The sequence below is a fragment of the Streptomyces sp. NPDC005962 genome, assembly GCF_040629205.1.
Lineage (GTDB): Bacteria > Actinomycetota > Actinomycetes > Streptomycetales > Streptomycetaceae > Streptomyces.
This window is the reverse complement of record NZ_JBEXVE010000008.1, coordinates 144,573-169,804: the sequence shown is the minus strand read 5'-3', so window position 1 is coordinate 169,804 and position 25,232 is coordinate 144,573. Positions and strand designations below refer to the sequence as shown.

General features: G+C 73.2%; 21 protein-coding genes. 15 read left to right on the top strand and 6 right to left on the bottom strand.

The window, feature by feature from the left end; all coding sequences use genetic code 11:
* Positions 1-41: 41 nt before the first annotated feature.
* The 11 genes from ABZ370_RS16115 to argF all read left to right on the top strand — a co-directional run bounded on the left by ABZ370_RS16115 (position 42) and on the right by argF (position 14,633).
* Positions 42-416 carry a nucleotide pyrophosphohydrolase gene (locus ABZ370_RS16115; RefSeq protein WP_358620621.1) on the top strand — a complete coding sequence of 125 codons (375 nt, stop codon included), beginning with the start codon at positions 42-44 and terminating at the stop codon, positions 414-416.
* Positions 417-548: 132 nt separating this feature from the next.
* Entirely contained in the window at positions 549-1,034 is a 486-nt protein-coding gene (locus tag ABZ370_RS16110) for a DUF6099 family protein (protein WP_358620618.1), read from the top strand.
* An 18-nt stretch (positions 1,035-1,052) separates the two neighbouring features.
* The gene (locus ABZ370_RS16105; RefSeq protein WP_358620616.1) at positions 1,053-1,976 is read left to right on the top strand and encodes an LLM class F420-dependent oxidoreductase; all 924 of its coding nucleotides are present in this window, start codon (positions 1,053-1,055) and stop codon (positions 1,974-1,976) included.
* A gap of 40 nt (positions 1,977-2,016) precedes the next feature.
* A complete protein-coding gene (gene mmuM, locus ABZ370_RS16100; protein ID WP_358620613.1) occupies positions 2,017-2,934 on the top strand; it encodes a homocysteine S-methyltransferase in 918 nt (305 codons plus the stop codon).
* 54 nt (positions 2,935-2,988) lie between these two features.
* Positions 2,989-4,605 (top strand): 3' terminal RNA ribose 2'-O-methyltransferase Hen1, encoded by a 1,617-nt coding sequence (locus ABZ370_RS16095; protein ID WP_358620610.1) that lies wholly within the window; start codon positions 2,989-2,991, stop codon positions 4,603-4,605.
* Positions 4,606-4,613: 8 nt separating this feature from the next.
* Positions 4,614-7,217 (top strand): polynucleotide kinase-phosphatase, encoded by a 2,604-nt coding sequence (locus tag ABZ370_RS16090; RefSeq protein ID WP_358620928.1) that lies wholly within the window; start codon positions 4,614-4,616, stop codon positions 7,215-7,217.
* Between the two features lie 416 nt (positions 7,218-7,633).
* The gene (locus tag ABZ370_RS16085) at positions 7,634-8,353 is read left to right on the top strand and encodes a Crp/Fnr family transcriptional regulator (protein WP_358620607.1); all 720 of its coding nucleotides are present in this window, start codon (positions 7,634-7,636) and stop codon (positions 8,351-8,353) included.
* A gap of 263 nt (positions 8,354-8,616) precedes the next feature.
* Positions 8,617-11,370 (top strand): hypothetical protein, encoded by a 2,754-nt coding sequence (locus tag ABZ370_RS16080; protein WP_358620605.1) that lies wholly within the window; start codon positions 8,617-8,619, stop codon positions 11,368-11,370.
* A 14-nt stretch (positions 11,371-11,384) separates the two neighbouring features.
* Complete coding sequence (locus ABZ370_RS16075; RefSeq protein ID WP_358620603.1) at positions 11,385-12,155, top strand: hypothetical protein; 771 nt, start codon at positions 11,385-11,387, stop codon at positions 12,153-12,155.
* 111 nt (positions 12,156-12,266) lie between these two features.
* Positions 12,267-13,493 carry an arginine deiminase gene (locus tag ABZ370_RS16070; protein ID WP_358620600.1) on the top strand — a complete coding sequence of 409 codons (1,227 nt, stop codon included), beginning with the start codon at positions 12,267-12,269 and terminating at the stop codon, positions 13,491-13,493.
* Positions 13,494-13,628: 135 nt separating this feature from the next.
* Complete coding sequence (gene argF, locus ABZ370_RS16065; RefSeq protein WP_358620597.1) at positions 13,629-14,633, top strand: ornithine carbamoyltransferase; 1,005 nt, start codon at positions 13,629-13,631, stop codon at positions 14,631-14,633.
* A 3-nt stretch (positions 14,634-14,636) separates the two neighbouring features.
* Here argF and ABZ370_RS16060 read toward each other — a convergent pair whose 3' ends face one another.
* A complete protein-coding gene (locus tag ABZ370_RS16060; protein WP_358620594.1) occupies positions 14,637-15,209 on the bottom strand; it encodes an ATP-binding protein in 573 nt (190 codons plus the stop codon).
* 269 nt (positions 15,210-15,478) lie between these two features.
* On the opposite strand from ABZ370_RS16060, the gene ABZ370_RS16055 reads away from it, so the two are divergent.
* Together ABZ370_RS16055 and ABZ370_RS16050 are read left to right on the top strand one after the other, a co-directional pair.
* A complete protein-coding gene (locus ABZ370_RS16055; RefSeq protein ID WP_358620591.1) occupies positions 15,479-16,306 on the top strand; it encodes an enoyl-CoA hydratase family protein in 828 nt (275 codons plus the stop codon).
* A complete protein-coding gene (locus ABZ370_RS16050) occupies positions 16,303-18,753 on the top strand; it encodes a bifunctional salicylyl-CoA 5-hydroxylase/oxidoreductase (RefSeq protein ID WP_358620589.1) in 2,451 nt (816 codons plus the stop codon). The genes ABZ370_RS16055 and ABZ370_RS16050 overlap by 4 nt, the downstream gene beginning before the upstream one ends.
* A 13-nt stretch (positions 18,754-18,766) precedes the next feature.
* Here the strand turns inward: ABZ370_RS16050 and ABZ370_RS16045 are convergent, their stop codons facing one another.
* The 5 genes from ABZ370_RS16045 to ABZ370_RS16025 all read right to left on the bottom strand — a co-directional run bounded on the left by ABZ370_RS16045 (position 18,767) and on the right by ABZ370_RS16025 (position 23,545).
* Complete coding sequence (locus tag ABZ370_RS16045) at positions 18,767-19,375, bottom strand: helix-turn-helix domain-containing protein (RefSeq protein WP_358620586.1); 609 nt, start codon at positions 19,373-19,375, stop codon at positions 18,767-18,769.
* Between the two features lie 135 nt (positions 19,376-19,510).
* Entirely contained in the window at positions 19,511-19,705 is a 195-nt protein-coding gene (locus tag ABZ370_RS16040) for a ferredoxin (protein WP_358620583.1), read from the bottom strand.
* 20 nt (positions 19,706-19,725) lie between these two features.
* The gene (locus ABZ370_RS16035; RefSeq protein WP_358620580.1) at positions 19,726-20,940 is read right to left on the bottom strand and encodes a cytochrome P450; all 1,215 of its coding nucleotides are present in this window, start codon (positions 20,938-20,940) and stop codon (positions 19,726-19,728) included.
* 85 nt (positions 20,941-21,025) lie between these two features.
* Positions 21,026-21,865 carry a PaaX family transcriptional regulator C-terminal domain-containing protein gene (locus ABZ370_RS16030; protein ID WP_358620578.1) on the bottom strand — a complete coding sequence of 280 codons (840 nt, stop codon included), beginning with the start codon at positions 21,863-21,865 and terminating at the stop codon, positions 21,026-21,028.
* 18 nt (positions 21,866-21,883) lie between these two features.
* Entirely contained in the window at positions 21,884-23,545 is a 1,662-nt protein-coding gene (locus tag ABZ370_RS16025) for an AMP-binding protein (protein WP_358620575.1), read from the bottom strand.
* A 135-nt stretch (positions 23,546-23,680) separates the two neighbouring features.
* On the opposite strand from ABZ370_RS16025, the gene ABZ370_RS16020 reads away from it, so the two are divergent.
* Together ABZ370_RS16020 and ABZ370_RS16015 are read left to right on the top strand one after the other, a co-directional pair.
* On the top strand, positions 23,681-24,805 hold the full coding sequence (locus tag ABZ370_RS16020) for an acyl-CoA dehydrogenase (protein WP_358620573.1): 1,125 nt from the start codon (positions 23,681-23,683) through the stop codon (positions 24,803-24,805).
* A complete protein-coding gene (locus ABZ370_RS16015) occupies positions 24,802-25,206 on the top strand; it encodes a RidA family protein (RefSeq protein ID WP_358620570.1) in 405 nt (134 codons plus the stop codon). Before ABZ370_RS16020 ends, ABZ370_RS16015 begins: the two co-directional genes overlap by 4 nt.
* The last annotated feature ends 26 nt before the right edge of the window (positions 25,207-25,232 follow it).

Genomic DNA, 25,232 nt, shown 5'->3' with positions numbered 1-25,232 from the left:
TTGAGTCCTCTGAGTCCGCTGGGCGCGTCTCCCCTGGGCGCGTGGCCGCCGAGCGCGGGCGATCCGATGACCTTGATGTGGCGGGCCTGCAGCGCAGGCTGGCGGCTTTCGCGGCGGTGCGCGACTGGAAGCAGTACCACACCCCGAAGAACCTGGCGGCGGCGCTGAGCGTCGAGGCGTCGGAGCTGGTGGAGATCTTCCAGTGGCTGACGCCGGAGGAGTCGGCGCGGGTGATGGCGGAGCCGGGGGAGGCGGCCCGGGTCGAGGACGAGGTCGCCGATGTCCTGGCGTATCTGCTCCAGTTCTGCGAAGTGCTCGGGATCGACGCACTCGCCGCGCTGGCCGCGAAGATCGACCGCAATGAGGGCCGGTTCCCGGTCGCGGCACCCGGAGGGCCCGTTCGTCACTCTCGGTAGTGATGAGGTTATCCACAACGCAACTGTTGTCAACAGATTCCTGAATTCCCCTAGCTTTTCGGCCTGTTAGTCATCACTCTGGGTAGTGGAGGAGTGACGGGTGCGGAAAGTCCGTTGAGAGGGGTTCGGGGCATGGACGCGATGCGGCTGATCGGTGTCACCCGGCACGCCCTGGCGAAGGCCGGGGGCGTGCATGACATCGTGGCCGAGGCCTGGCAGGTCCAGGCGCTGGCGGAAGCGGTCGGCGGATACTTCACGGTGAGCGGCCCGGCGGCGGCGCGGGCGGAGGCGCGCGGCCTGTGCGAGGCGGGCGGCAGGGCGCGAGGGGCCCTGTTCCACCCGGCGCTGCACCATCCCGCGCTGCGCGGCGCGGGGTTACGGGCGGCTCAGCTGTCGGAGGTGCGGGACCCCAGAGCGGTGCTGCTGGCGCTGGGGGATCTGCTCGCGGAGGCGGGATTCGCGCTGGTGGGCGTCGCCTCCAGCACGGAGGAGGAGGCGCTGTACTGGCAGTGTGTCGAGGCGATCGACGCGGCGGACGAGGCGAGGGACCGGGTGCACGGGATGCTGAGGCATCTCACGGGGCTGGAGTGGGGTGGGGAGTGGGGTGGTGCGGCATGAGAAGGCAGGATGGGGGGCATGGATCTCCGCATTTTCACCGAGCCCCAGCAGGGTGCGACCTACGACACCCTGCTGTCCGTCGCGAAGGCCACCGAAGACCTCGGCTTCGACGCCTTCTTCCGTTCCGACCATTACCTCAGCATGGGGGATGTCGACGGGCTGCCGGGCCCGACCGACGCGTGGCTCACCCTGGCCGGGCTGGCCCGCGAGACCAAGCGGATCAGGCTGGGCACCCTGATGACCGCCGCCACCTTCCGGCTGCCGGGCGTCCTCGCGATCCAGGTCGCGCAGGTCGACCAGATGTCGGGTGGACGGGTCGAGCTGGGCCTGGGCGCGGGCTGGTACGGGGAGGAGCACACCGCGTACGGCATCCCCTTCCCGAAGGAGAAGTTCGCGCGGCTGGAGGAGCAGCTGGCCATCGTCACCGGTCTGTGGAAGACGCCGGTCGGCGAGACCTTCAGCCATGACGGCGCGCACTACCAGCTCACCGACTCGCCCGCGCTGCCCAAGCCCGCCCAGGACCGGGTGCCGGTGCTGATCGGCGGCCATGGGCCGACCCGCACCCCGCGGCTGGCCGCGCGGTTCGCGGACGAGTTCAACATGCCGTTCGCGTCGGCGGAGGACAGTGAGCGGCAGTTCGGCCGGGTGCGGGCGGCCGCCGAGGAGGCCGGGCGCAAGGGCGACGACCTGGTGTACTCGAACGCGCTGATCGCCTGCGTCGGCAAGGACGACGCCGAGGTCGCCCGGCGGGCCGCGGCGATCGGCCGCGAGGTCCCGGAGCTGAAGGAGAACGGGCTGACGGGCTCCCCGGCCGAGGTCGTCGACAAGATCGGCCGCTATGCGGAGGCCGGGGCGTCCCGGATCTACCTCCAGATCATGGACCTCGACGACCTCGATCACCTTGAGCTGATCTCATCCCAGGTCCAGAACCAGCTGGGCTGACCGAGCCTCGTGGCTCACCGAACCACCAGGAGTACCCGTGATGTCTGTCCCGCCCACGCCACTGGCCACCGCTCTGGAAGGCGGGCCGCTCGTCCTCGACGGCGGGCTGTCCAACCAGCTGGAGGCACAGGGCTGTGACCTGTCCGACGAGCTGTGGTCGGCCCGGCTGCTCGCCGATGACCCGGGGCAGATCGAGGCGGCGCACGCCGCGTATGTGCGGGCGGGCGCACGGGTGCTCATCACCAGCAGCTACCAGGCCACCTACGAGGGCTTCGCCCACCGGGGCGTGGCCCGCGAGGACGCCACGGCGCTGCTGGGGCGCAGCGTCGAGCTGGCGCGCGGAGCGGCCGAGGGCGCGGCCGACCCGGCCGCCCCGGTGTGGGTGGCGGCCTCCGTCGGGCCCTACGGGGCGATGCTGGCCGACGGCAGCGAGTACCGCGGGCGGTACGGGCTGAGCGTGGCCGAGCTGGAGCGGTTCCACCGGCCGAGGATCGAGGCGCTGGTCGCGGCCGGGCCCGATGTCCTCGCCCTGGAGACGGTGCCGGACGCCGACGAGGCGGCGGCCATGCTGCGGGCCGTCGAGGGCTGCGGGGTGCCCGTCTGGCTAACGTACAGCATCGCGGGGGAGACCACTCGGGCCGGGCAGCCGCTCCGGGACGCGTTCGCCCTCGCCGCCGGGAACGAGCAGGTGATCGCGGTCGGCGTCAACTGCTGCGAGCCGGGCGACGCGGACCGGGCCGTGGAGATCGCGGCCGAGGCCACCGGAAAGCCGGTGGCGGTGTATCCGAACAGCGGAGAGGAGTGGGACGCGGCGGCCCGGAGCTGGCGCGGGCGGCCGACCTTCGACCCGGCGCGGGTGAAGGCCTGGCGCGATGCCGGGGCGCGGCTCATCGGCGGCTGCTGCCGGGTGGGGCCGGACCGGATCGCGGAGCTGGCGGGCGTGGTGAGAAACCACTAGGCGTGGTGAGAAACCATTAGGTGAGGGGGGATTCACCCGGCGATACTCGGACGGGTGTTCTTGACGATATCCACCACCGGCACCATCGAGCGCCCCGCGACCGACTTGGGCTTTCTGCTGCACAAGCACCCCGACAAGGCGCAGCGGTTCTCGACCTCCCACGGCACCGCGCACGTCCTCTACCCCGAGGCGGACACCGAGCGCTGCACGGCGGCGCTGCTGCTGGAGGTCGATCCCGTCGCGCTGGTGCGGCGGAGCCGGGGCAAGGGGCGGGGCGGCGCGCCCGACTCCGCGCTCGCCCAGTACGTCAACGACCGTCCGTACGCGGCCTCCTCGCTGTTGGCCGTCGCGCTGAGCACCGTCTTCTCCAGCGCCCTGAGGGGACAGTGCAAGGCGCGGCCCGAGCTGCCGGAGCGGCCGCTGCCCCTGCGGATCGAGGTGCCCGCCCTGCCCGCCCGCGGCGGCGCCGCCCTGGTCGAGCGGCTCTTCGCACCGCTGGGCTGGGCGGTGACGGCCGAGCCGGTGCCGCTGGACGAGCGGTTCCCGCAGTGGGGCGACTCGCGGTACGTACGGCTGGTGCTGGAGGGCGAGTCGCGGCTCGCCGACGTGCTGCGCCATCTGTATGTGCTGCTGCCGGTGCTGGACGACGCGAAGCACTACTGGGTCGCCCCGGACGAGGTGGACAAGCTGCTGCGTTCCGGCGAGGGCTGGCTGGGGCACCACCCCGAGCAGCGGCTGATCAGCAACCGCTATCTGGCCCGCCGCTGGTCGCTGACCCGCAGCGCGATGGAGCGGCTGGAGCTGGCGCGGCTCGCGGAGACGGACGACGCCGAGGTGGAGGAGATCGACAACGCGGTGGAGGAGCTTGCCGAGGAGCCCGCCGGGGAGTTCGCCGGGCGGGAAGGACAGGCGGAGCAGGCCGAGCAGGGAGAGAAGGGGGAGAAGGGGGAGCGTGGGGGAGTGGAGCCGGATGGGGAGAGTGCGCCGCAGCCGGTGCCGCTGGCCGTGCGGCGGCGCGAGGCGATCCTCGGTGCTCTGCGGGAAGCCGGGGCGTCCCGGGTGCTCGATCTCGGCTGCGGCCAGGGCCAGTTGCTGGGCGAGCTGCTGCGGGACGCGCGGTTCACCGAGATCGTCGGTGTCGATGTGTCGATACGCGCGCTGAACCAGGCGGCGCGGCGGCTGCGCCTGGACCGGATGCCCGAGCGGCAGTCGGCGCGGCTCAAGCTGACGCAGGGCTCGCTCGCGTACACCGACTCCCGGCTGACCGGCTATGACGCGGCGGTGCTCAGCGAGGTGATCGAGCATGTCGATCCGCCCCGGCTGTCCGCCCTGGAATACGCGGTGTTCGGCGCCGCCCGGCCGAAGGCCGTCGTGGTGACCACGCCCAACGTCGAGTACAACGTGCGCTGGGAGTCCCTGCCCGCCGGGGAGGTCCGCCACCCCGACCACCGCTTCGAGTGGACGCGCGAGGAGTTCCGCGACTGGGCGCGGGGCGTCGCCGAACGCCATGGCTATGCGGTGGAGTTCCGTCCCGTCGGCCCCAACGACCCCGAGGTCGGCCCGCCGACGCAGCTCGCGCTCTTCCGGCAGGAGGCGGGGGACAGCAGCACGAACACGACCACGACCACGACCACGAACACGACCACGACACCGAAGGAGGCCGCCGCATGACCGACGCCATGACCGACGCCGAGCAGCTCGACCGGCGCAGCCTCGGCGTGCCCGACCTGTCGCTCGTGGTCCTCGTCGGCACCACCGGCTCCGGCAAGTCCACCTTCGCCCGGCGCCACTTCCTGCCCACCCAGATCGTCTCCTCCGACGTCTGCCGGGGTCTGGTCTCCGACGACGAGAACGACCAGAGCGCCACCTCCGACGCCTTCGACCTGCTCCACTACATCGCGGGCAAGCGGCTGGCGGCCGGGCGGCTGACCGTGGTCGACGCGACCAACGTCCAGCCCGAGGCCCGCCGCGGTCTGATCCAGCTGGCGCGGGAGCATGACGTCCTCCCGGTCGCGATCGTCCTCGACATCCCCGAGGCGGAGTGCGTCCGGCGGAACGCGACCCGCCCCGACCGCGCGGGGCTGCCCTCCCACGTTGTCCCGCGTCAGCGCCGTGAGCTGCGCCGCTCCCTGAAGTCCCTGGAGCGCGAGGGGTTCCGCAAGGTGCACATCCTGCGCGGGGCCGAGCAGGTCGAGGCCGCGGAGATCGCCACCGAGCGCCGCTACAACGATCTGCGCCATCTCACCGGACCGTTCGACATCGTCGGCGACATCCACGGCTGCCGCTCCGAGCTGGAGACCCTGCTGGGCAAGCTCGGCTACGCCCTGCGCCGCGACGAGCGGGGCCGCCCGGTCGACGCCGTCCACCCCGAAGGGCGCACCGCCGTCTTCGTCGGCGACCTCGTCGACCGCGGGCCGGACAGCCCCGGGGTGCTGCGCCTGGTGATGGGCATGGTCGCCTCCGGATCGGCGCTGTGCGTGCCCGGCAACCACGAGAACAAGCTCGCCCGCTACCTCAAGGGCCGCAAGGTCAAGATCGCCCACGGCCTCGCCGAGACGGTCGAGCAGCTGGACCGCGAGCACACCACGGACCCGGAGTTCGCCGACCGGGCGCGGGACTTCATCGAGTCGCTGGTCAGCCACTATGTGCTGGACGGCGGAGCGCTGGTGGTCTGTCACGCCGGGCTGCCCGAGAAGTACCACGGCCGCACCTCGGGCCGGGTGCGTTCGCACGCGCTGTACGGGGAGACGACGGGTGAGACCGATGAGTTCGGTCTGCCGGTGCGCTACCCATGGGCGGAGGACTACCGGGGCCGCGCCGCGGTCGTCTACGGCCACACGCCCACCCCTCGGGCATCGTGGCTCAACAACACCCTCTGTCTGGACACCGGTTGCGTCTTCGGCGGCCGCATGACCGCGCTGCGCTGGCCGGAGCGCGCGATCGTGGACGTACCGGCCGAGCAGGTCTGGTACGAGCCGGTCAGACCGCTGGGCAACGAGGCCCCGGGCGGCACCGAAGGCCGTCCGCTCGACCTCGCCGATGTACGCGGCCGCCGCGTCGTCGAGACCCGGCACATGGGCCGGATCGCGGTCAAGGAGGAGAACGCGGCGGCGGCCCTGGAGGTCATGAGCCGCTTCGCCGTCGACCCCCGGCTGCTCGCCTACCTGCCGCCCACCATGGCCCCCGCCGCCACCTCCACCGAGGATGGCTACTTGGAGCACCCGGCGGAGGCGTTCGCCGCCTACCGCGCGGACGGGGTGCGTCAGGTGATCTGCGAGGAGAAGCACATGGGCTCCCGGGCGGTGGCGCTGGTCTGCCGCGACCCGGAAGTGGCGAAGGAGCGTTTCGGGGCGCCCGAGGGCGTATCCGGCATGGTGTACACCCGCACCGGGCGGCCGTTCTTCGACGACCCGCGGCTGGCCGAGTCCGTTCTCGACGGGGTGCGCGGCGGCATCGAGGGCGCCGGTCTGTGGCAGGAGCTGGAGACCGACTGGCTGCTGCTGGACGCCGAGTTGATGCCGTGGTCGCTCAAGGCCGCAGGGCTGCTGCGCAACCAGTACGCGGCGGTGGGCGCGGCCTCGGGCGCCGTCTTCCCGGGGGTGCTCTCGGCGCTGGAGGGCGCGGCGGCGCGCGGCGTCGAGGTGTCCGCGCTGCTCGACAAGCAGCGCGGGCGGGCGGTGGACGCGGCCGCGTTCACCGAGGCGTACCGGCGCTACTGCTGGCCGGTGGACGGACTGGACGGCATACGGATGGCTCCGTTCCAGATCCTGGCCGCCCAGGGCCGCAGCCTCGCCGCGCTCCCGCACGACCGGCAACTCGCCCTGATCGACCGCATGATCGAGGCGGAGAAGCCCTCACCGGAGGGCGGTCCGCTGCTCGCCCCCACCCGCCGCCTGGTCGTCGACACCGAGGACGACGCGTCGGTGGCCGAGGGCGTCGCGTGGTGGCTGGAGCTGACGGAGGCGGGCGGCGAGGGCATGGTCGTCAAACCGCTCCAGGGCTTCGTCCGCAAGGGCGACGGCCGACTGGTCCAGCCGGGCGTCAAATGCCGGGGCCGGGAGTATCTGCGGATCGTCTACGGCCCGGAGTACACCCGCCCGGAGAACCTGGACCGACTGCGTCAGCGCCACCTCGGCCACAAGCGCTCCCTCGCCCTGCGGGAGTACGCGCTGGGTCTGGAGGCGCTGGACCGGCTGGCGGACGGTGAGCCGCTGTGGCGGGTGCACGAGGCGGTGTTCGCGGTGCTGGCCCTGGAATCGGAGCCGGTGGACCCACGGCTGTAGCCCGCGGTTGCCGGACTGCTCCCGGCTCGTCAGCTGTCCCTCGGCTCGGGCGTGCTGATGCCGGCAGGGCGGTTCGGCCCTGGGGGTGGCCGCGCTGGTCGTCATCACGGGCGGCGCCGCCCGGCCGGACCCGGGGGCGCTGCGCGGGGGCTGGGTCTTCGCCGCGGTCACCGCCGGGCTCGCCGCGCTCGCGGCGACGGGCCTTCGCCGGGGCGCCGACTCCGGCGGGTGGACGGGGGATTGCAGAGGTGTTCGAACGGATTCCGCCGCAGGTCCGCCCGGGGACACCGGTTCTGTCCCGGCCCGTTGACGTGCCCGTGCCATCTGCCTAGCGTGCTCGCCATACCCATCGGTTCTCCGTAACTTGACGCGTTTTTGACGAGCCTTGACGAGCCACCAGCGAAGCGGGAGGGCGGATGAGTCTCTTCGAGGACGGACGGCCCTTTCTCCACGCTCTCCCCGCCGACGACCGGCGCGCCCTCCTCGCGCTCGGCAGGCCGCGGACGTACGGCCCCTCCGAGGTCGTCCTGCGCGAGCACGACCGCACCACCTTCGTCGTCGCGATCGTCTCCGGCTGGGCCGCCGTCTCCGTGGAGACCGAGCGCGGGGTGCGGCTGATCCTGGCGCTGCGCGGTGCGGGCGAGGTGGTGGGGGATCAGGCCGCGGTGGATCACGGCTCGCGCAGCGCCACCGTCACCGCGCTCGGCCGGATGGAGGCGGTCGTGGTCTCCGGCGACCGGTTCCGCGCCTATCTGGCCGCGCGTCCGGTCGCGACTGTACTGATCATGCGTCAGTTCAGCTCGCGGCTGCGCAGCTCCGACGGTGAACGGCGCTCCCTCGCCTCCGAGAAGGTGCTCCAGCGGCTGGCCGCCCGGCTGGTCGAGATCGCCGAACGCACCGGCCACACCGGTCCCGGCGGGGCCATCGCCGTCGATCTGCAGTTGCCGCAGCACGACATCGCGGCCGCCGTGGGCTCGACCCGGGAGGCCGTCGCCAAGGCGCTGCGGCTGCTGCGCGACCAGGGCGTGGTACGGACCGCCTCGCGCCGCTTCGAGGTGCGGGACATGGGGCTGCTGCGGCTGCTGGCCGAGGGGCGCGCGGCCGGGGAGCACATACCGGCGCGCCCCTGCGAATGAGCGCGGGCGCGCACGCCCCGCGAATGCGCGCGACTGTGTAAACGGCTACAGCGCCCGCCCCGCCCCCGGCCCACCCTGGAGGAGGCGCAGGCGAACGGGACCGTGTGCGACGGGGGTGCACATGGCCCAGCGCCTGGCACCGGAGAAGGGCGGCGGGACGGATCGGGGGAGAGGTCTCGCCGCCCGCTTCGGATCTCCCACGCACCTCCAAGAACGCCACCCCCGGGGACATACGGGGACCACGGCATGAAGGAGGGCGGGCGATGAACGGACCGGACGGCATCGACATCCCGGCGGACCCGGGCCCGCGGCGGCTGGACATCCCGAGGGGCGGCCCGCTGGACGGCGCCGGTGAGGCGGGCGGCGCCCGCACGGCGCGCGAGGCGCGCGCGCATCTGCGCGTCACCGCCGACTGCCCGCCGCGCCCGCCCGGCGGGGACGAGCACCGTCCGCTCCCCGAAGGGCCGGTCCCCCGCGAGGAGCTGGCCCTGCTGCGCCGGGTCTACCGGCCCGCCCCCGGCTACGCCGGGATGCGGGAGCGGCTGAGCCGCACCCACCTCCTCGCCCTATGCGGCGAACCCGGCACCGGCCGCACCTGGACCGGCCTCGCCCTCCTCGCCGAGACGACGGGCCACGGAGCACCGGCGCACCTGGCCGAACGGCCCGAACGACCCGGTCCGTCGGACGCGCCCGAGCGTGCCGAGGTGGCCGACTCGGCCGGACCGGCCCACTCGGCCGCCCCCGCCGGGTCGACTTGCTCGGCCGCGTCCGTCGCCTCGGCAGGGCTCGCTGGGCCGTCTGGCTCGGCCGGGCCCGCGGCCTCGGTCGGACCGGCCGGGCTGCCTGGCTCGGCTGCGTCCGTCGCCTCGGCTGGACGCACTCGGCCGTCTGGCCCGGCTGCCTCTGCCGACGTGGCCGGGCCCGCCGAACCGGCTGGCTCGGCCGGACCCATCGTCTCGGCCGGGCTCGCCGGACTCGCCGTCTCGGTTGGACCCGCTGGGCCGTCTGGCTCGACCGCATCTGCTGCCTCGGCCGGACCCGACGAACCGGCTGGCTCGGCCGGACCCGCTGCCTCAGCTGGCCCCGTTGGGCTGACTGGCTCGGTCGCGTCCATCGGTTCGGCCGGACCCGCTGGGCTGACCGACTCGACCGTGCCCACCGACTTGGTCGGACTCGCCGAACCGGCTGACTCGGTCGGATCGGCCGGGCGGTCTGGCTCGGTCGCGTCCGTCGCCTCGGCTGGCCCCGCTGGGCGGCCTGGCTCGGCCGCATCCATCGCCTCGGCCGGGCCCGCCGCACACGCTGCCTCGGCCGGACCTGCCGCCTCGGCTGAGACCGCCGTACCGGCAAGCGGGCTCGTCTTTCGGTTCGGGCTCGGGGCCCTCCCCGCCGCGCACCAGATCGAGCGCGGGCACGGCTACCTCCTCGCGCTTCCCGGCGACGTCACCGACCCCGGGCCCCTATTGGACCGGCTGCGTGCTCGCTTCGCCGAGTGCGGGGCGTTCGGTGTCGTCCTGGTTGCGGGTGGGCCGGGTGCCGAACGGTTGCTGAGCGACCGTCGTCACGCCGTACCGTACGAGCCCCCGGCCGCCGCCGAGGTGCTGGAACGTCAGTTGGCCGACCTGCTCGGGGACAAGCCCGGCGAGCTGCTGAACCTCGCCCGTGCCACCGCCGCTCGCCCGGACGTGGCCGATGCCCTGGGCCTGGACGAGCCGCGTCCCGGCGAGGCCGCCCGGCTCGCCCGGCACCTCGCCGCTCACGCCGAGGGGCTGCTGTCGGACGAAGGGCTGCTGGAGCGCTGCCGGGCCTTCGCCCCGGATCAGGCCCGCGCGTGGTTCGACGGCGCGGGCCGCTCCGGAACCCTGCCCGCCGCGCTGCCCGCCCTGCGTACGGCGGCGCTGCGGATCGCGCTCGCCGTCTTCAACGGCTCCGCGCACAGTCTCACCGCCGAGGCGGCCGAGCTGCTGACCTGGGAGCTGGCCGTCACGCTCGACCCCCAGTACGCGCCCGGGCGCCCGCTGTTCGCCGCCCGCCCCGGGGCCGGGCTCGCCGCGGCGCGCGCGGTGTGCGGCGACGGCGTGGAGGACCTGGGCGACGCGTCGGTCCCAGTCCGCGCCGTCCGGTTCCAGGGGCGGCGGCTGGCGTCCGCGGTGCTGTACGAGGCGTGGGACGGCCACCACAACGTCCGCGGCCCGATGGCCCGCTGGCTGCGCGCACTGTGCGACGACCCGCGCCCCCAGGTGTGGGTGCGCGCGGCGGTCGCCGCGGGCGTGCTCTGCGCCCGCGACTACCTGTACGGCTTCGTCGAACTGCTGCTGCCGCTGGCCCGCGCCGACAGCCCGGTGCAGCGGATGGCGGCCGCCACCGCCCTCGCCGAGGCGTCCCGCGACGAGGACGTACGGCCCGCCGTGGACGGCCTGTTGCGCGGCTGGGCGCTCGGCGACGACGAACGTGAGCGCGAGACGGCGGCCCTCGCCCACGGCTACGGCCTCGCCGCGGGCTCGGTCCAGGCGTCCCTGGAGGAGCTGGCCCGGCTGGCGTACGAGGACGACGGCCGGATCACCTCGTACAGCGTGCTGCGGCTGCTGGCCGGGACGGACCCCGAGGCCGTGCTCGCCGTGCTCACCCACTGGCTGCACGACACCCGGCGGCCGCGCCGGGACCTCGCGCTGCTGACGGTGCTGCGCGCCGTCACCACCCGCACCTCCCATCTGTGGGGGCTGTGCGAGGTGCCGGAGCTGGAGCCGTACGCCGCCTGGCCGCTGGCCACCGCGCTGCTGGCGGCCCGCCCGGGCAGCGCACCGCTCCTCGCCGAACTGCTGCGGGCCGCCCTGACCTGGGCCCGCTCGGCGGCCGCTGCCGAGGACGCGATGGTCGGCTGGGTTCGGCGGGCCGCCCGCGACGACCGCCAGTTGGCGGTGTTGTACGGCTTCCTGCCCCGGCTGGCGCACGAAGGCGACGAACCGCTCGACGTACGGGCGGCCACCCGGATTCGGGAGGTGCTGGAAGCGCTGTGAGGAGAAGGACGTCGATGGTGAAGGACACGGAGTACACGCAGGGCGCCGAGTACACGCGGGACATGGAGCAGGAGCACGACACCGGGCGGGGCCACGCCCCGGACGGCGGCCCGGACCACCTCCCGCACCGGGTGCCGCTGAGCGCCGTACGCACCCGGCGCACGCTGCACGAGGCGCTGCGCCACGGCGGCGACGCCCTCCCCGCGGCGCTGCGCGAGGCCGACGACGGGCTGCTGCTGAGCGCGCTCGACGCGGGGCTGCCCGCCGACCGGGCCACCCGCGTCGTCGTCGAGCTGGTGCGCCGCGCCCCCGAGCGCGGGCCGCGGCTCGCCGACGCGGTCTGCGAGAAGGTGCTGATCGCCCATCTCTACCTCGATCAGCCGGGCGGGACCGGCCGCCTGCGGGTGCGCAACGCGCTGATGCTCTACGAGGGCCTGGTGCGCCCGTACGCCGACCGGGGCGCCGTCCCCGAGCTGATGGCGTGCGTCCTGCCCGGGCTCTGGGCGGCGGGCGACGGCGCGGGGCGCGAGGTGGTGCGTCGTATCGTCGCCACCCGGCAGGCCACGGGCTTCGGGGAGAAGGGCTGGAGGGCGCTGTTCGGCGGCCTGGCCGAGGAGCGCCGGGAGCACGAGGAGTCCCGGGAGCGTCGTGCACAGGCTGTCCGCCGTGGCGCCCGTTCCCGCAGCGCCCGTATCGACCTTCAGCCCGGTCAGCTCTGGGTCTCGGCCCTGCTGGGCTTCCTGGCCGTGGCCCTGGTCCTGATCGTCATCCTGGCCGCCGTCTAGCGAAGACCGCGGCCCGGCCGGAGCCACGGCCTTGGCCACGACGGGTCACGACGGGGCACGACTTGTGTCGCGGGTCATCCGCACCGGGCCCCGAGCGGCGAAGATGGAATCATGGGATTCCACGTGGACTCGGAGGCCGGGCGGCTGCGCCGCGTCATTCTGCACCGTCCCGACCTGGAGCTGAAGCGGCTCACCCCCACCAACCGGGACGCGCTCCTCTTCGACGACGTCCTGTGGGTGCGCCGGGCCCGCCAGGAGCACGACGGATTCGCGGACGTGCTGCGCGACCGGGGCGTCGAGGTCCATCTCTTCGGTGACCTGCTGGCCGAGAGCCTGGCCCTTCCCCCGGCGCGGTCCCTGGTGCTGGACCGGGTCTTCGACGAGAAGGAGTACGGCCCGCTGGCCACCGACCCGCTGCGCGCGGCCTTCGACGAGCTGACCGCCCCGGAGCTGACCGAGGCGCTGATCGGCGGCATGACGAAGCGCGAGTATCTGGCGCGGTTCCCGGAGCCGGTCTCCATCCGCTTCCACGCCATGGAGCCCGACGACTTCCTGGTGAACCCGCTTCCCAACCACCTCTTCACCCGGGACGCCTCCGCCTGGGTGTACGACGGGGTGGCCATCAACGCGATGCGCTGGCCCGCCCGCTGGCACGAGACGGTGCACTACGAGGCCGTCTACCGCCACCACCCCCTGTTCGCGGACGAGGACTTCCACGTCTGGTCGGAGGGCCAGGCCGCGTACCCCTCGACGATCGAGGGCGGCGACGTACTCGTGCTCGGCAAGGGCGCGGTGCTGATCGGCATGAGCGAGCGGACCACCCCGCAGGCGGTGGAGATGCTGGCGCACCGGCTCTTCGAAGCCGGTTCCGCCCGTACGATCGTGGCGCTCGAGATGCCCAAGGGGCGCGCCTTCATGCACCTCGACACGGTGATGACGATGGTCGACGGGGACACCTTCACCCAGTACGCGGGGCTCGGGATGCTCCGCTCGTACACCATCGAGCCGGGCACGGGCGGCCGGGAGCTGAAGGTCACCGACCATCCGCCGGAGCATATGCACCGGGCCATAGCGGCGGCCCTCGGCCTGGACGCGATCCGGGTGCTCACCGCCACCCAGGACGTGCACGCGGCGGAGCGCGAGCAGTGGGACGACGGCTGCAATGTGCTCGCGGTCGAGCCGGGGGTGGTGGTCGCCTACGAGCGGAACGCGACGACCAACACCTTCCTGCGCAAGCGCGGTATCGAGGTCATCGACATCCCGGGCAGCGAGTTGGGCCGCGGGCGGGGCGGGCCGCGCTGTATGAGCTGCCCGGTCGAGCGGGACGCCGTGGAGTGACGACGGTGGGGTTACCGCACGGGCCTCCGCATATATACAGTCTCTCGTATATGCTTCCGTGGTTTCCGGCTGTGGCAATGTGTGCCGCGGCCACCTCGAACCCGCTCGACCGCACCGACCTAGGAGCCCACCCCCATGGCGATTGACCTCAGCGGCCGCCACTTCCTCAAGGAGCTGGACTTCACCGCGGAGGAGTTCCGGCACCTGGTCGACCTGTCGGCCGAGCTGAAGGCGGCCAAGCGCGCGGGCACGGAGACGCGTCGGCTCCAGGGCAGGAACATCGCCCTGATCTTCGAGAAGACCTCCACCCGAACCCGATGCGCCTTCGAGGTCGCCGTCGCCGACCAGGGCGGCTCGACCACGTACCTCGACCCGACCGGCTCGCAGATCGGCCACAAGGAGTCCGTCAAGGACACGGCGCGGGTGCTCGGCCGGATGTACGACGCGATCGAGTACCGCGGACACGGCCAGGGCGTCGTCGAGGAGCTGGCCATCCACGCCGGAGTGCCGGTCTACAACGGCCTCACCGACGAGTGGCACCCCACCCAGATGCTCGCCGACGTCCTCACCATGGCCGAGCACAGCGAGAAGCCGCTGGACCGGATCGCCTACGCCTACCTCGGCGACGCCCGGTACAACATGGGCAACTCCTACCTGGTCACCGGCGCCCTGCTGGGCATGGACGTCCGGATCGTCGCGCCCAAGCTGCTGTGGCCGGACAACACCATCGTGGAGCTGGCACGTCAGATGGCCGCGGCCTCCGGCGCCCGGATCATGCTCACCGAGGACGTCTCCGAGGGCGTGCAGGGCGCGGACTTCATCGCCACCGACGTGTGGGTGTCCATGGGCGAGCCCAAGGAGGTGTGGGACGAGCGCATAGCTCTGCTGGGGCCGTACGCGGTGACGATGGACGTGCTGCGCGCCACCGGCAACGACGCCGTGAAGTTCCTCCACTGCCTCCCGGCCTTCCACGACCTCGGCACCGACGTGGGCCGGGAGATCTACGACCGGCACGGGCTGACCGAGCTGGAGGTCACCGAGGAGGTCTTCGAGTCGGAGCACTCGGTCGTCTTCGACGAGGCGGAGAACCGTATGCACACCATCAAGGCGGTGCTCGTCGCGACGCTCGGCGCGCCGTAATGATCAGCTCTCCGCCAGGGGGAGGGTGAACCAGACGGCCTTGCCGTAGGGGGTCGGGCGGTAGCCGGTGTCCGCGCTGAGGGCCCGGATGAGCAGCAGCCCGCGTCCCTGTTCGGCGAGGGTTTCGGGTCTTTTGGGGCCCTTGGGGCGGCCCGGAACGTCCCCCTCGGGTACAGGGGAATCCCCTTCGGGGGCGGGGGAAGCCCCCTCGGGGGCGGGAGTGTCCCCTTCGGGCCCGGCGGTGTCCCCTTCGGGTCCGGCGGTGTCCCTCTTGGGCCCGGCGGTGTCGTCCGGGTCGCTGAATCCGCCGGGCGGCGTCGGGTCCTGGTCGTGCACCTCGACCTGCCAGCCGCCGGTCGGCACCAGCTCCACCACCAGCTCTATCGGCTCGTCCCCGGCCGTGTGCTGCACCGCGTTGGCGACCAGCTCGGCCGTGAGCAGCTCCGCCGTGTCGCCGTTCACGGGCGCGCCGATGTCCGCGAGCGTGTTGCGGATCAGGGCGCGGGCCAGCGGCACCGCGGCCGTCGTGTGCGGCAGTGCGAAGCGCCAGGTTGCGGCGTGGAGAGGTTCGGGCACGTACGGGTTCCAGTCGGTCGGCGTGGAGCGGAAATACCGCAGCCCTTGACGGTATGAAGCGGACGATAGTGCCGGAAGGGACCATGGACCACTCTTGGGAGGACTAAAGACCTCACCGATCACGGCTCCCCGTCCTCGCTCTATCGCGCACTCGTGACGACAGTCACGTGACGGTGATAACTTCGAGGGGCAGGCACCCCGTCAGGCACCCGGCACACCCCGCCGTCGTCCGGCTGAACGTCGTCCGGCTGAAGGAGGCCATGGCCCCCATGAGTCCGTTCACCGGTTCCGCGCCCCGCACCGAGGACTGGCGGCATCTGCGCCTCACCCTCGACACGGGCGTCGCCACCGTCACCCTCGCCCGCCCCGAGAAGCTCAACGCGCTCACCTTCGGCGCCTACGCCGACCTGCGCGACCTCCTCGCCGAGCTGGCCCGCGACGGCTCCGTCCACGCCCTCGTGCTCGGCGGCGAGGGCCGCGGCTTCTGCTCCGGCGGTGACGTCGACGAGATCATCGGCGCCACCCTCGCCATGGACACCCGCCAGCTGCTCGACTTCAACCGGATGACCGGGCAGGTGGTCCGCGCGCTGCGGGAGTGCCCCTTCCCGGTGGTGGCCGCCGTGCACGGCGCCGCCGCGGGCGCGGGCGCCGTTCTCGCTCTCGCCGCCGATTTCCGGGTCGCCGATCCGTCGGCCCGCTTCTCGTTCCTCTTCACCAAGGTCGGGCTCTCCGGTGGCGACATGGGCGCCGCCTATCTGCTGCCCCGCGTGGTGGGGCTCGGCCACGCCACCCGGCTGCTGATGCTCGGCGAACCGGTCCGCGCCCCCGAGGCCGAGCGCATCGGCCTGATCAGCGTGCTGGCCGACGAGGGACAGGCCGGGACCGAGGCGGCGGCGCTCGCCCGGCGGCTGGCCGACGGGCCCTCCCTCGCCCTCGCCCAGACCAAGGCGCTGCTCACCGCCGAGCTGGACATGCCGCTGTCCGCCGCGATCGAGATGGACGCGTCGACGCAGGCGCTGCTGATGACCGGCGCGGACTACGCCGAGTTCCACGCCGCGTTCACCGCCCGCCGCGCCCCCCTGTGGCAGGGGCGATGACCACCGCACCGGGCCACGCCGACCAGGGCCACGTCGACCAGGGCCGCCCCGCCCCGGGCCGTCCAGTCCCCGACCGTCCAGCCCTCGGCCGCCCCGCCTCCGACCGCTCCGCCCCCGGCCGTCCGCTCCGCATCGCCGTCGTCGGCGGCGGGCCCGGCGGCCTCTACGCGGCGGCCCTGCTCGCCCGCCTCGACCCGCGGCGCGAGATCACCGTCTGGGAGCGGGGCAGCCCCGACGAGACCTTCGGCTTCGGCGTCGTCCTCTCCGACGAGACCCTCGGCGGCATCGAACACGCCGACCCGGCCGTCTACGCGGCCCTCCGCGAGGAGTTCGTCCGCTGGGACGACATCGACGTGACCCACCGCGGCCATGTGCTCACCTCCGGCGGCCACGGCTTCGCCGCCCTCGGCCGCCGACGCCTGCTGCGCATCCTCCACGAACGCTGCCAGGCCCTCGGCGTACGGCTCCGGTTCCGCGCCCAGGCGCCGCCCGCCGAGCAGCTCTCACGTACGTACGACCTGGTCATCGCGGCCGACGGGGCGGGCAGCGCCATCCGTCAGGCCTACGCCGACGCCTTCCGCCCCCGCGTCACCACCCACCGCTGCCGCTATATCTGGCTCGCCGCCGACATCGCGTTCGACGCCTTCCGCTTCGAGATCGCCGAGACCGAGCACGGCGTCATGCAGCTCCACGGCTACCCCTACGCCCGCCCGTCTCCCGGCCACCACCCCTCATCGAAGCCCTCCGGGCTGCCCCACTCACTCGGCGCCAGCACCGTCATCATCGAGACGCGCGAAGAGGTGTGGCGGGGGGCCGGACTCGACCAGTGCACCGAACGCGAGTCCACCGAGCGCTGCGCCAAGCTCTTCACCGACGCCCTCGGCGGCCACGCCCTGCGCGGCAACCACTCCCAGTGGACCGCGTTCCGCACGGTCGTCAACGAGCGCTGGTCACACGGCAATACGGTCCTCATCGGCGACGCCGCGCACACCGCCCACTTCTCCATCGGCTCCGGCACCAAACTCGCCGTCGAGGACGCCCTCGCCCTCGCCGCGTGTCTCGAAGAGCACCCCGCCCTCCCCGACGCGCTCGCCGCGTACGAGGCCGAGCGCCGCCCGGTCGTCGAATCCACCCAGCGGGCGGCCCGCGCCAGCCTGGAGTGGTTCGAGAACCTGGAGCTGTATCTCGACCAGCCGCCCGGGCAGTTCGCCTTCAACCTCCTCACCCGCAGCCGCCGGGTCACCCACGACAACCTGCGGCTGCGGGATGCGGAGTTCGTCGAGGCGGTGGAGCGCGAGGCCGCCGTCCCGGCCGCCACCCCGCCCATGTTCACCCCCTTCCGGCTGCGCGGCCTCACCCTCCGCAACCGCGTCGTCGTGTCCCCCATGGACATGTACTCCGCCGCCCACGACGGCACCCCCGGCGACTTCCACCTCGTCCACCTCGGTGGCCGGGCGCTCGGCGGGGCCGGGCTGGTGATGACGGAAATGGTCTGTGTGAGCCCGGAGGGCCGTATCACCCCCGGCTGCACCGGCCTCTACGCCGACGCGCACGAAACCGCCTGGCGCCGCGTCACCGACTTCGCGCACGCCCAGTCCCCGGGCGTGGCCGTCGGCGTGCAGCTCGGCCACAGCGGGCGCAAGGGCTCCACCCGGCTCATGTGGGAGGGCATCGACACCCCCCTCCCGCACGGCAACTGGCCCCTCGTCGCGCCCTCGCCCCTCCCGTACCGCCCCGGCGTCAACCAGACCCCGCACGCCCTCGACGCCACCGGTCTCGCCGCCGTCCGCGACCAGTTCGTCCGCGCCGCCGAACGCGCCGCCCGCGCCGGGTTCGACCTCCTCGAACTCCACTGCGCCCACGGCTACTTGCTGTCCGGCTTCCTCTCCCCGCTCACCAACCACCGCACCGACGCCTACGGCGGCACCCTCGACGCCCGCCTCCGCTACCCCCTGGAGGTCTTCGACGCCGTCCGCGCCGTCTGGCCCGACGACCGCCCCATGACGGTCCGCATCTCCGCCACCGACTGGGCCGACGGCGGCACCACGGCCGACGACGCCGTCGCCATCGCCGCCGCCTTCACCGCCCACGGCGCCGACGCCATCGACGTCTCCACCGGCCAGGTCGTCCCCGACGAGGTCCCCGCGTACGGCCGCTCCTACCAGACCCCCTACGCCGACCGCGTCCGCAACGAACTCGGCGTCCCCGTCATCGCGGTCGGCGCCATCTCCTCCTGGGACGACGTCAACTCACTGATCCTGGCGGGCCGCGCCGACCTCTGCGCCCTCGCCCGGCCCCACCTCTACGACCCCCACTGGACCCTGCACGCCGCCGCCGACCAGAACTACACCGGCCCGGCCGCCCCCTGGCCCCTCCCGTACCGGGCGGGCAGCCGCACACCCCCGACGGGCCGCACCGACGCCCCTCGGCCCCGGCTCGCGCTCTAGCCGCTCTGGCGCTCTAGCGCTTTCCGAGCAGGGCGGTGGTGAGCCCGCACAGCGCCGTGATCAGGTCCTGGCCCAGCGCGCGCCAGGCGTCCTCCGCCCCGGCGGGGTCGACCCGGCCGTTGACCAGGTCGTACTCCAGCTCGGCGAAGGCATGCACCGAGAGCTGGCGCACCATGGAGCCGTGCCGGGCCAGGAGGTCGGGGCGGATGTCGTCCCGGCGCACCGCGCCGATCTCCTCCAGGAGGCGGAGCGACGGCGTGTCCAGATGATCCCGTACGACGTAGTCGCGGAGCGCGGGCTCGACGAGGGCCTGGGCGAAGAAGCGCGCGCACCAGGCGGGGGTGCCCGCCTCGACGTACGTCTCGACGTTGGGCAGGATCAGGCAGCGGTAGTGGTCCTCCAGGGACACCGTGTCCTGCCCGCGCAGCGCCTCCACCATGGCGATGCGGTGCTTCTCGACGAGCGCGGTGTGGTGCGACAGGATCGTCCGGATCAGCCCGTCACGGCTGTCGAAGTGGTACTGCACCGCCGAGTTGTTCCGCTGCCCGGCCGCCTCGCTGATCTGCCTGACCGAGACGTTCGCGAAGCCGCGCTCGGCGTAGAGCCGCTCGGCGGTGCGCATGAGTTTGTCCCGCGCGGGCACCGAGCGTGCGGATGGCGGGGCAGCCGGGCCGGGAAGCGTCATTCCGCTGGAGTCATTCCGCCGAAGAGGTCGAGGAGGCTGAAGACGTTGAAGAAGCCGAAGAGGCCGGAGAGGTCATTCCGTCAGGCTGATGGCCCCGGTCGGGCACACCGTGGCGGCCTCACGGACGGCTTCGTGGTGCCGCGTCGGCGGAGTGTCGTCCAGCACGACCACGATCCCGTCCTCCTCCCGCTGGTCGAAGACCTGATCGGCCCTGACCACGCACAGCCCGCTGCCGCAGCAGAGACCCTCGTCAACAGTGATCTTCATCGTACCGTCCTCGCCGCCCGTCACCAGGTGACCCACATGTCCTCGAAACCGCCCGCGGCGACGCCCTCGCGGATGCGCAGCGCGTCCGGAGCGTCCCGCAGCCGCAGCTCGGGCAGCCGCCTGACGAACGTCCCCAGCACCACCTGGAGTTCCACCCGCGCCAGCGTCTGACCGACGCAGAAGTGCGGTCCCGCGCCGAAGCTGAGGTGCTGGGCGTTGTTCTCGCGGCGCGGATCGAACCGGTCGGGCTCGGGGAACTTGCGCCCGTCCCGGTTGGCGGCGGGCAGGTTGACGAACAGCGTGCTCCCGGCGCCCACCGGCACCCCGCCGACCTCCGTGTCCTCGGTGATGAACCGGGGGATGCCCGCCCCGCCGTTCGCGTCCATCCGCAGCGCTTCCTCCACCACGCCCGACACCAGCCCGGGATCGGCGAGCACCGCCTCGTAGCGCTCCCGCTCCGACAGCAGCATCGCCGTCATCTTCAGGATCATGTTGGACGTGGTCTCGTGCCCCGCCAGCAGCAGCCCGACCGCGGTGGAGATCAGCTCGTCGTGGCTGAGCCGCCCGTCCTCGCTGTCGGAGATCTGCGTCAGCTCACTGAGCAGGTCATCGCCCGGCTCCGCCCGCTTGCGCTCGACCAGATCCGACGCGTAGGCGTGGAACTCCCGCTGCGCGTCGTCCACTTCGGCCTGCGTATAACGCGTCAGCGTCAGCAGGGTCTCCGACCAGCGCGCGAACTTGTCCTGGTCCTCGCTCGGCGCGCCCAGCAGCGCGCAGATGACCTGCACCGGCAGCGGAAGCGCCAGCGCCGCGCGCAGATCGGCGGGCGACCCCTTGGCCACCATGTCGTCCACCAGCGCGTCGGCCATCTCCCGCACCCGCGGCCGCCACGCCTCCATCTTCTTCACCGTGAACGCACGGCTGATCAGCCGCCGCCACCGCCGGTGCCCCGGCCCCTCCTTGTTGTCCACCTGCCCCAGGGAGGGTCGGCTGAACATCCCGCCGTCCTCGGTGGTCGACATCCGCGCCGCGCCCTTCCGGTCGAGGTTGCGGCTGAAGCGCGGATCGGTCAGCAGCCCGCGCACGTCGTCGTACCCGGTCAGCAGACCGACCACATCCCCACTGGGCATCCGCACATGCGCCACAGGACACGCGGCCCGCGTCTCGGCCCACTCCCGCGGGGGCTCCAGCACATCGGGCTGCTCGAACGGGTAGTCAGGAACGGCTTCGGTCATGGGGGGACTCCTCCGGTGTCGGGGACCTCTGAGCACCTCTGAGCACCGTAAGTCGATCGTCTTATTAAATCAACGGGCTTAGATGTCATGGCCGACATTCGCTCCCGCGCAGCGCGGCCTCCGCGTACTGCGCGGCCGTGTCGTACAGGCGGGTGTGGAGGGCCGTGAACACCGTGGCGGCCGGGGCGCCGGGCCAGTTGGCGGGGAGCAGGGCCGGGGGCAGGCCGGGGTCGGCGTAGGGGAGGTGGCGCCAGGAGTCGAGGGCCAGGAGGTAGTCGCGGTAGGCGGCCTCGGGGGTGGGGGTGTGGTGGCTCCAGTGGGCCAGGACGGGTTCGTGGGCGGTCAGGAAGGCGTGGTGGAGGGCGGCGAGTTCGTCCAGGTCCCACCAGCGGCGGACCGCCTCGGCGGTGGGGGTGAAGCCCGCGTGGTCGCCCCGGAAGAGGTCGACGTAGGAGGCGAGGCCGAGGCGTTCCAGGGTGTGGCGGGTCTCGTCGTAGAGGCGGTCCGGGGCGATCCAGACGCCGGGGGCGGCGGTGCCGAAGCCGAGGCGGGAGAGGCGGGAACGGAGCAGGTGGCGCTTGCTGCGCTCCTGTTCGGGGACGGAGAAGACGGCGAGGAGCCAGCGGTCGGGCCCGGGGGCCGCGCGGGGGTAGATGCGGTGGTCGCCGTCGTCGAGGAGCTGGCGGGCGTCGGCGGAGAGGGCGTACCCGGCGGCGCCGGTCGCGGTGCGGTCGGCGACCAGCAGACCGCGCCGCTTGAGGCGGGAGACGGCGGAGCGCACCGAGGGAGGGTCGACGCCGACGGCGCCCAGCAGCCGGATGAGCGCGGCGACGGGCACCGGCCCGGCCGGGCGGCCGGGGGTGCCGCGCCCGTAGGCGCCGTAGTGGGTGACGATGAGGGAGCGCGGGGTGTGCTGGCCGTTCACGAGGTCACTTTAAGGCGGTCAGTGCGGAGCGCTGTCGCGGAGGCGGTAGCGCTGGAGCTTGCCGGTGGCGGTGCGGGGGAGTTCGTCGAGGAAGACGAAGCGGCGCGGGCATTTGTAGGGGGCGAGCTCGGCGGTGGTGTGGGCCTTGAGGGCGGCGACGGTCTCCTCGGTGCGGGGGATGCCCGTCCGCAGTACGACATGGGCGACGACGATCGTGCCGCGCTCGGCGTCCGGCTGTCCGGTGACGGCGGCCTCGACCACGTCGGGGTGGCGCAGCAGGGCGTCCTCGACCTCGGGGCCCGCGATGTTGTACCCGGACGAGATGATCATGTCGTCGGCGCGTGCCACATAGCGGAAGTAGCCGTCCGGGTCGCGGATGTAGGTGTCGCCGGTGAGGTTCCAGCCGTCGCGTACGTACGTGCGCTGGCGCTCGTCCGCCAGGTAGCGGCAGCCGGTCGGGCCGCGCACGGCGAGCAGGCCCGGTTCGCCGTCGGGGACGGGGCGCAAGTCGATATCCACGACCCGCGCCTCGAAGCCGGGCACCGGAACACCCGTGGTGCCCGGGCGGATCGCGTCGTCGGCGGCGGACAGGAAGATGTGGAGCAGTTCGGTGGCGCCGATGCCGTTGATGAGGCGCAGCCCGGTGGTCTCGTGCCAGTCGTGCCAGGTGGCGGCGGGCAGGTTCTCTCCGGCGGAGACGCAGCGGCGCAGCGAGGAGATGTCGTACGCGCCGGGGTCGGTGCGCAGCCGGTTCAGCATCGCCCGGTAGGCGGTCGGCGCGGTGAACAGCACGGACACGCGGTGCCGTGCGATGTCGGCGAGCAGCCGCTCCGGCCCGCCCCGGTCGGTCAGCAGCGCCGACGCCCCGGCGCGCAGCGGGAAGACGACGAGGCCGCCGAGGCCGAAGGTGAAGCCGAGCGGCGGGCTGCCGGCGAACACGTCGTCGGGGGTGGGCCGCAGTATCTGGGCCGAGAAGGTGTCGGCGATGGCGAGGACGTCGCGGTGGAAGTGCATACAGCCCTTGGGCCGCCCGGTGGTTCCCGAGGTGAAGGCGATGAGGGCGACGTCGTCGGCGGAGGTCGGCACGGCCTCGTACGACGCGGGCGCGGCGGCCGCGAGCCGCAGCAGGTCGTCGGGCGCGTCGCCGCCGTACGTGACGGTGCGCAGCCCCGGCACCTCCGCCGTGACCAGGTCGTCCGCGCAGCGCGCGTCGCACAGGGCGTGCCCGACCCGGGCGATGCCGCAGATCGTGGCCAGCTCGCGGGGCCGCTGGGCGGCCAGGACGGTCACCGCGACCGCGCCCGCCTTCATGACGGCGAGCCAGCAGGCGGCCAGCCAGGGGGAGGTGGGGCCGCGCAGCATCACGCGGTTGCCGGGGACGACGCCGAGCGTGGTGGTGAGGGTGTGCGCGATGCGGTCGACGTGCGCGCGCAGCTGCCCGTACGTCCACACGGCGCCGGAGCCGTCGCGCACGGCGGGGCGCTCCGGGCCGTAGCGCTCCACGGTGCGATCCAGTAACTCCGCCCCGCAGTTGAGCCGGTCGGGGCGGCGGGGCCCCGGCAAGCTGAGCTCCGGCAGGCCGAGCCCCGGCGGGCCGAGGAGGAGCCCGGGCCACTGGTCGGTGGGCGGGAGGTGGTCACGGGCGAAAGTGTCGACGTGTGCCGAAGGCCTGAGCTCCATCGAGGTGCGCCCCCTGCCTGCCCGATGTGCCTGCCGGATGGCTGTCTGAAGCCGCCTTGTCAGCGTAACGTGATGGTGACGACAGTCAATATCCCGCGATAGCCGCGAATCGGGGATGCGCCGAGGGAGGGCCCGATGCCGTCATTCGCACTCGATCCGGAACAGCGGCGCTGGTGCGCACAGCTGCGCGCGCTGGCCCGCGACCGCCTGCGCCCGCTCGCGGACGCCGGTACGCCGGGCCGGGTCAACCGGCCGTTGACTGCGGCGCTGGGCGAACTGGGCCTACTGGAGCGGCTGTTCCCGCAGGACGGTCCGGTCCGGGCGCTCGACCTGTGCCTGCTGCGCGAGTCGCTGGCCATGGAGTGCACCGAGGCCGAGACCGCGCTCGCCCTTCAAGGGCTCGGCGCGTACCCGATCGTGCTGTCCGGCGGCGAGAAGCTGTACGAGCGCTGGATGCCCGGCGTCCGGGCGGGCCGCGTCGTCACCGCGTTCGCGCTGAGCGAGCCGGACGCCGGGTCGGACGCGGCCGCGCTCACCCTGAAGGCCGAGCGGGACGGGGCCGGGGGCTGGCGGCTGACCGGCGAGAAGTGCTGGATCTCCAACGCGCCCGAGGCCGACGTCACCACCGTCTTCGCCCGCACCACCCCCGGCGCGGGCTCACGCGGCGTCACCGCCTTCCTCGTTCCCGCCGACCGCCCCGGACTCGGCGGCGAACCCCTGGAGATGCTCAGCCCGCACCCCATCGGCCGTCTCGTCCTCGACGGCGTCCCGGTCACCAGCGATGACGTGCTGGGGGTGCCCGACGCGGGCTTCCGCGTCGCTATGCGCACCCTCAACCTGCTGCGGCCGAGCGTGGGTGCGTTCGCCGTCGGCATGGCGCAGGCGGCGCTGGACGCCTCGCTGGCGCACGCCGGAAGCCGCACCGCCTTCGGCGGGCCGCTGAAGGATCTGCAGTCCGTCGCGCATCAGCTCGCCGAGATGGCCACCCGCACCGAGGCCGCCCGGCTGCTGGTGTACGCGGCGGCCGCCGCGTACGACGACGGCGAACCCGGTATCGCCCGGCGCTCGGCCATGGCCAAGCTGCTGGCCACCGAGACCGCGCAGTACGTCGTGGACGCGGCCGTACAGATCCACGGCGCCCGCGCGCTTCGCCGTGGCCATGTGCTGGAACACCTCTACCGTGAAGTACGCGCGCCCCGGATCTACGAGGGCGCCACCGAGGTCCAGCGCACGATCATCGCGAAGGAGCTGTACCGATGACCGAACCCCTGCACCGGATCAACCCCGCCGAGCTGTCCCCGCCCGCCGGATTCAGCCACGCCGTCTCCGCGACCGGCGGTCAACTGGTCTTCCTGGCCGGTCAGACCGCGCTGGACCAGGACGGCAAGGTCGTCGGCGACACCCTCCCCGCCCAGTTCCGCCGGGCGCTCACCAATCTGCTCACCGCGCTGGAAGCCGCCGGAGGCAGCCCCGCCGACCTCGCCCGGCTGACTGTCTACGCCACCGATGTGGCCGATTACCGCGACCGCGCTTCCGAACTCGGCCGGATCTGGCGCGAGATGGCCGGTCGCGACTATCCGGCGATGGCGGTCATCGGGGTCGTCCGGCTGTGGGACGAGGAGGCGTTGGTCGAACTGGACGGCATCGCGGTGCTGCCGTAGCGCAACGCTGTTGCTCTGTTATTCCG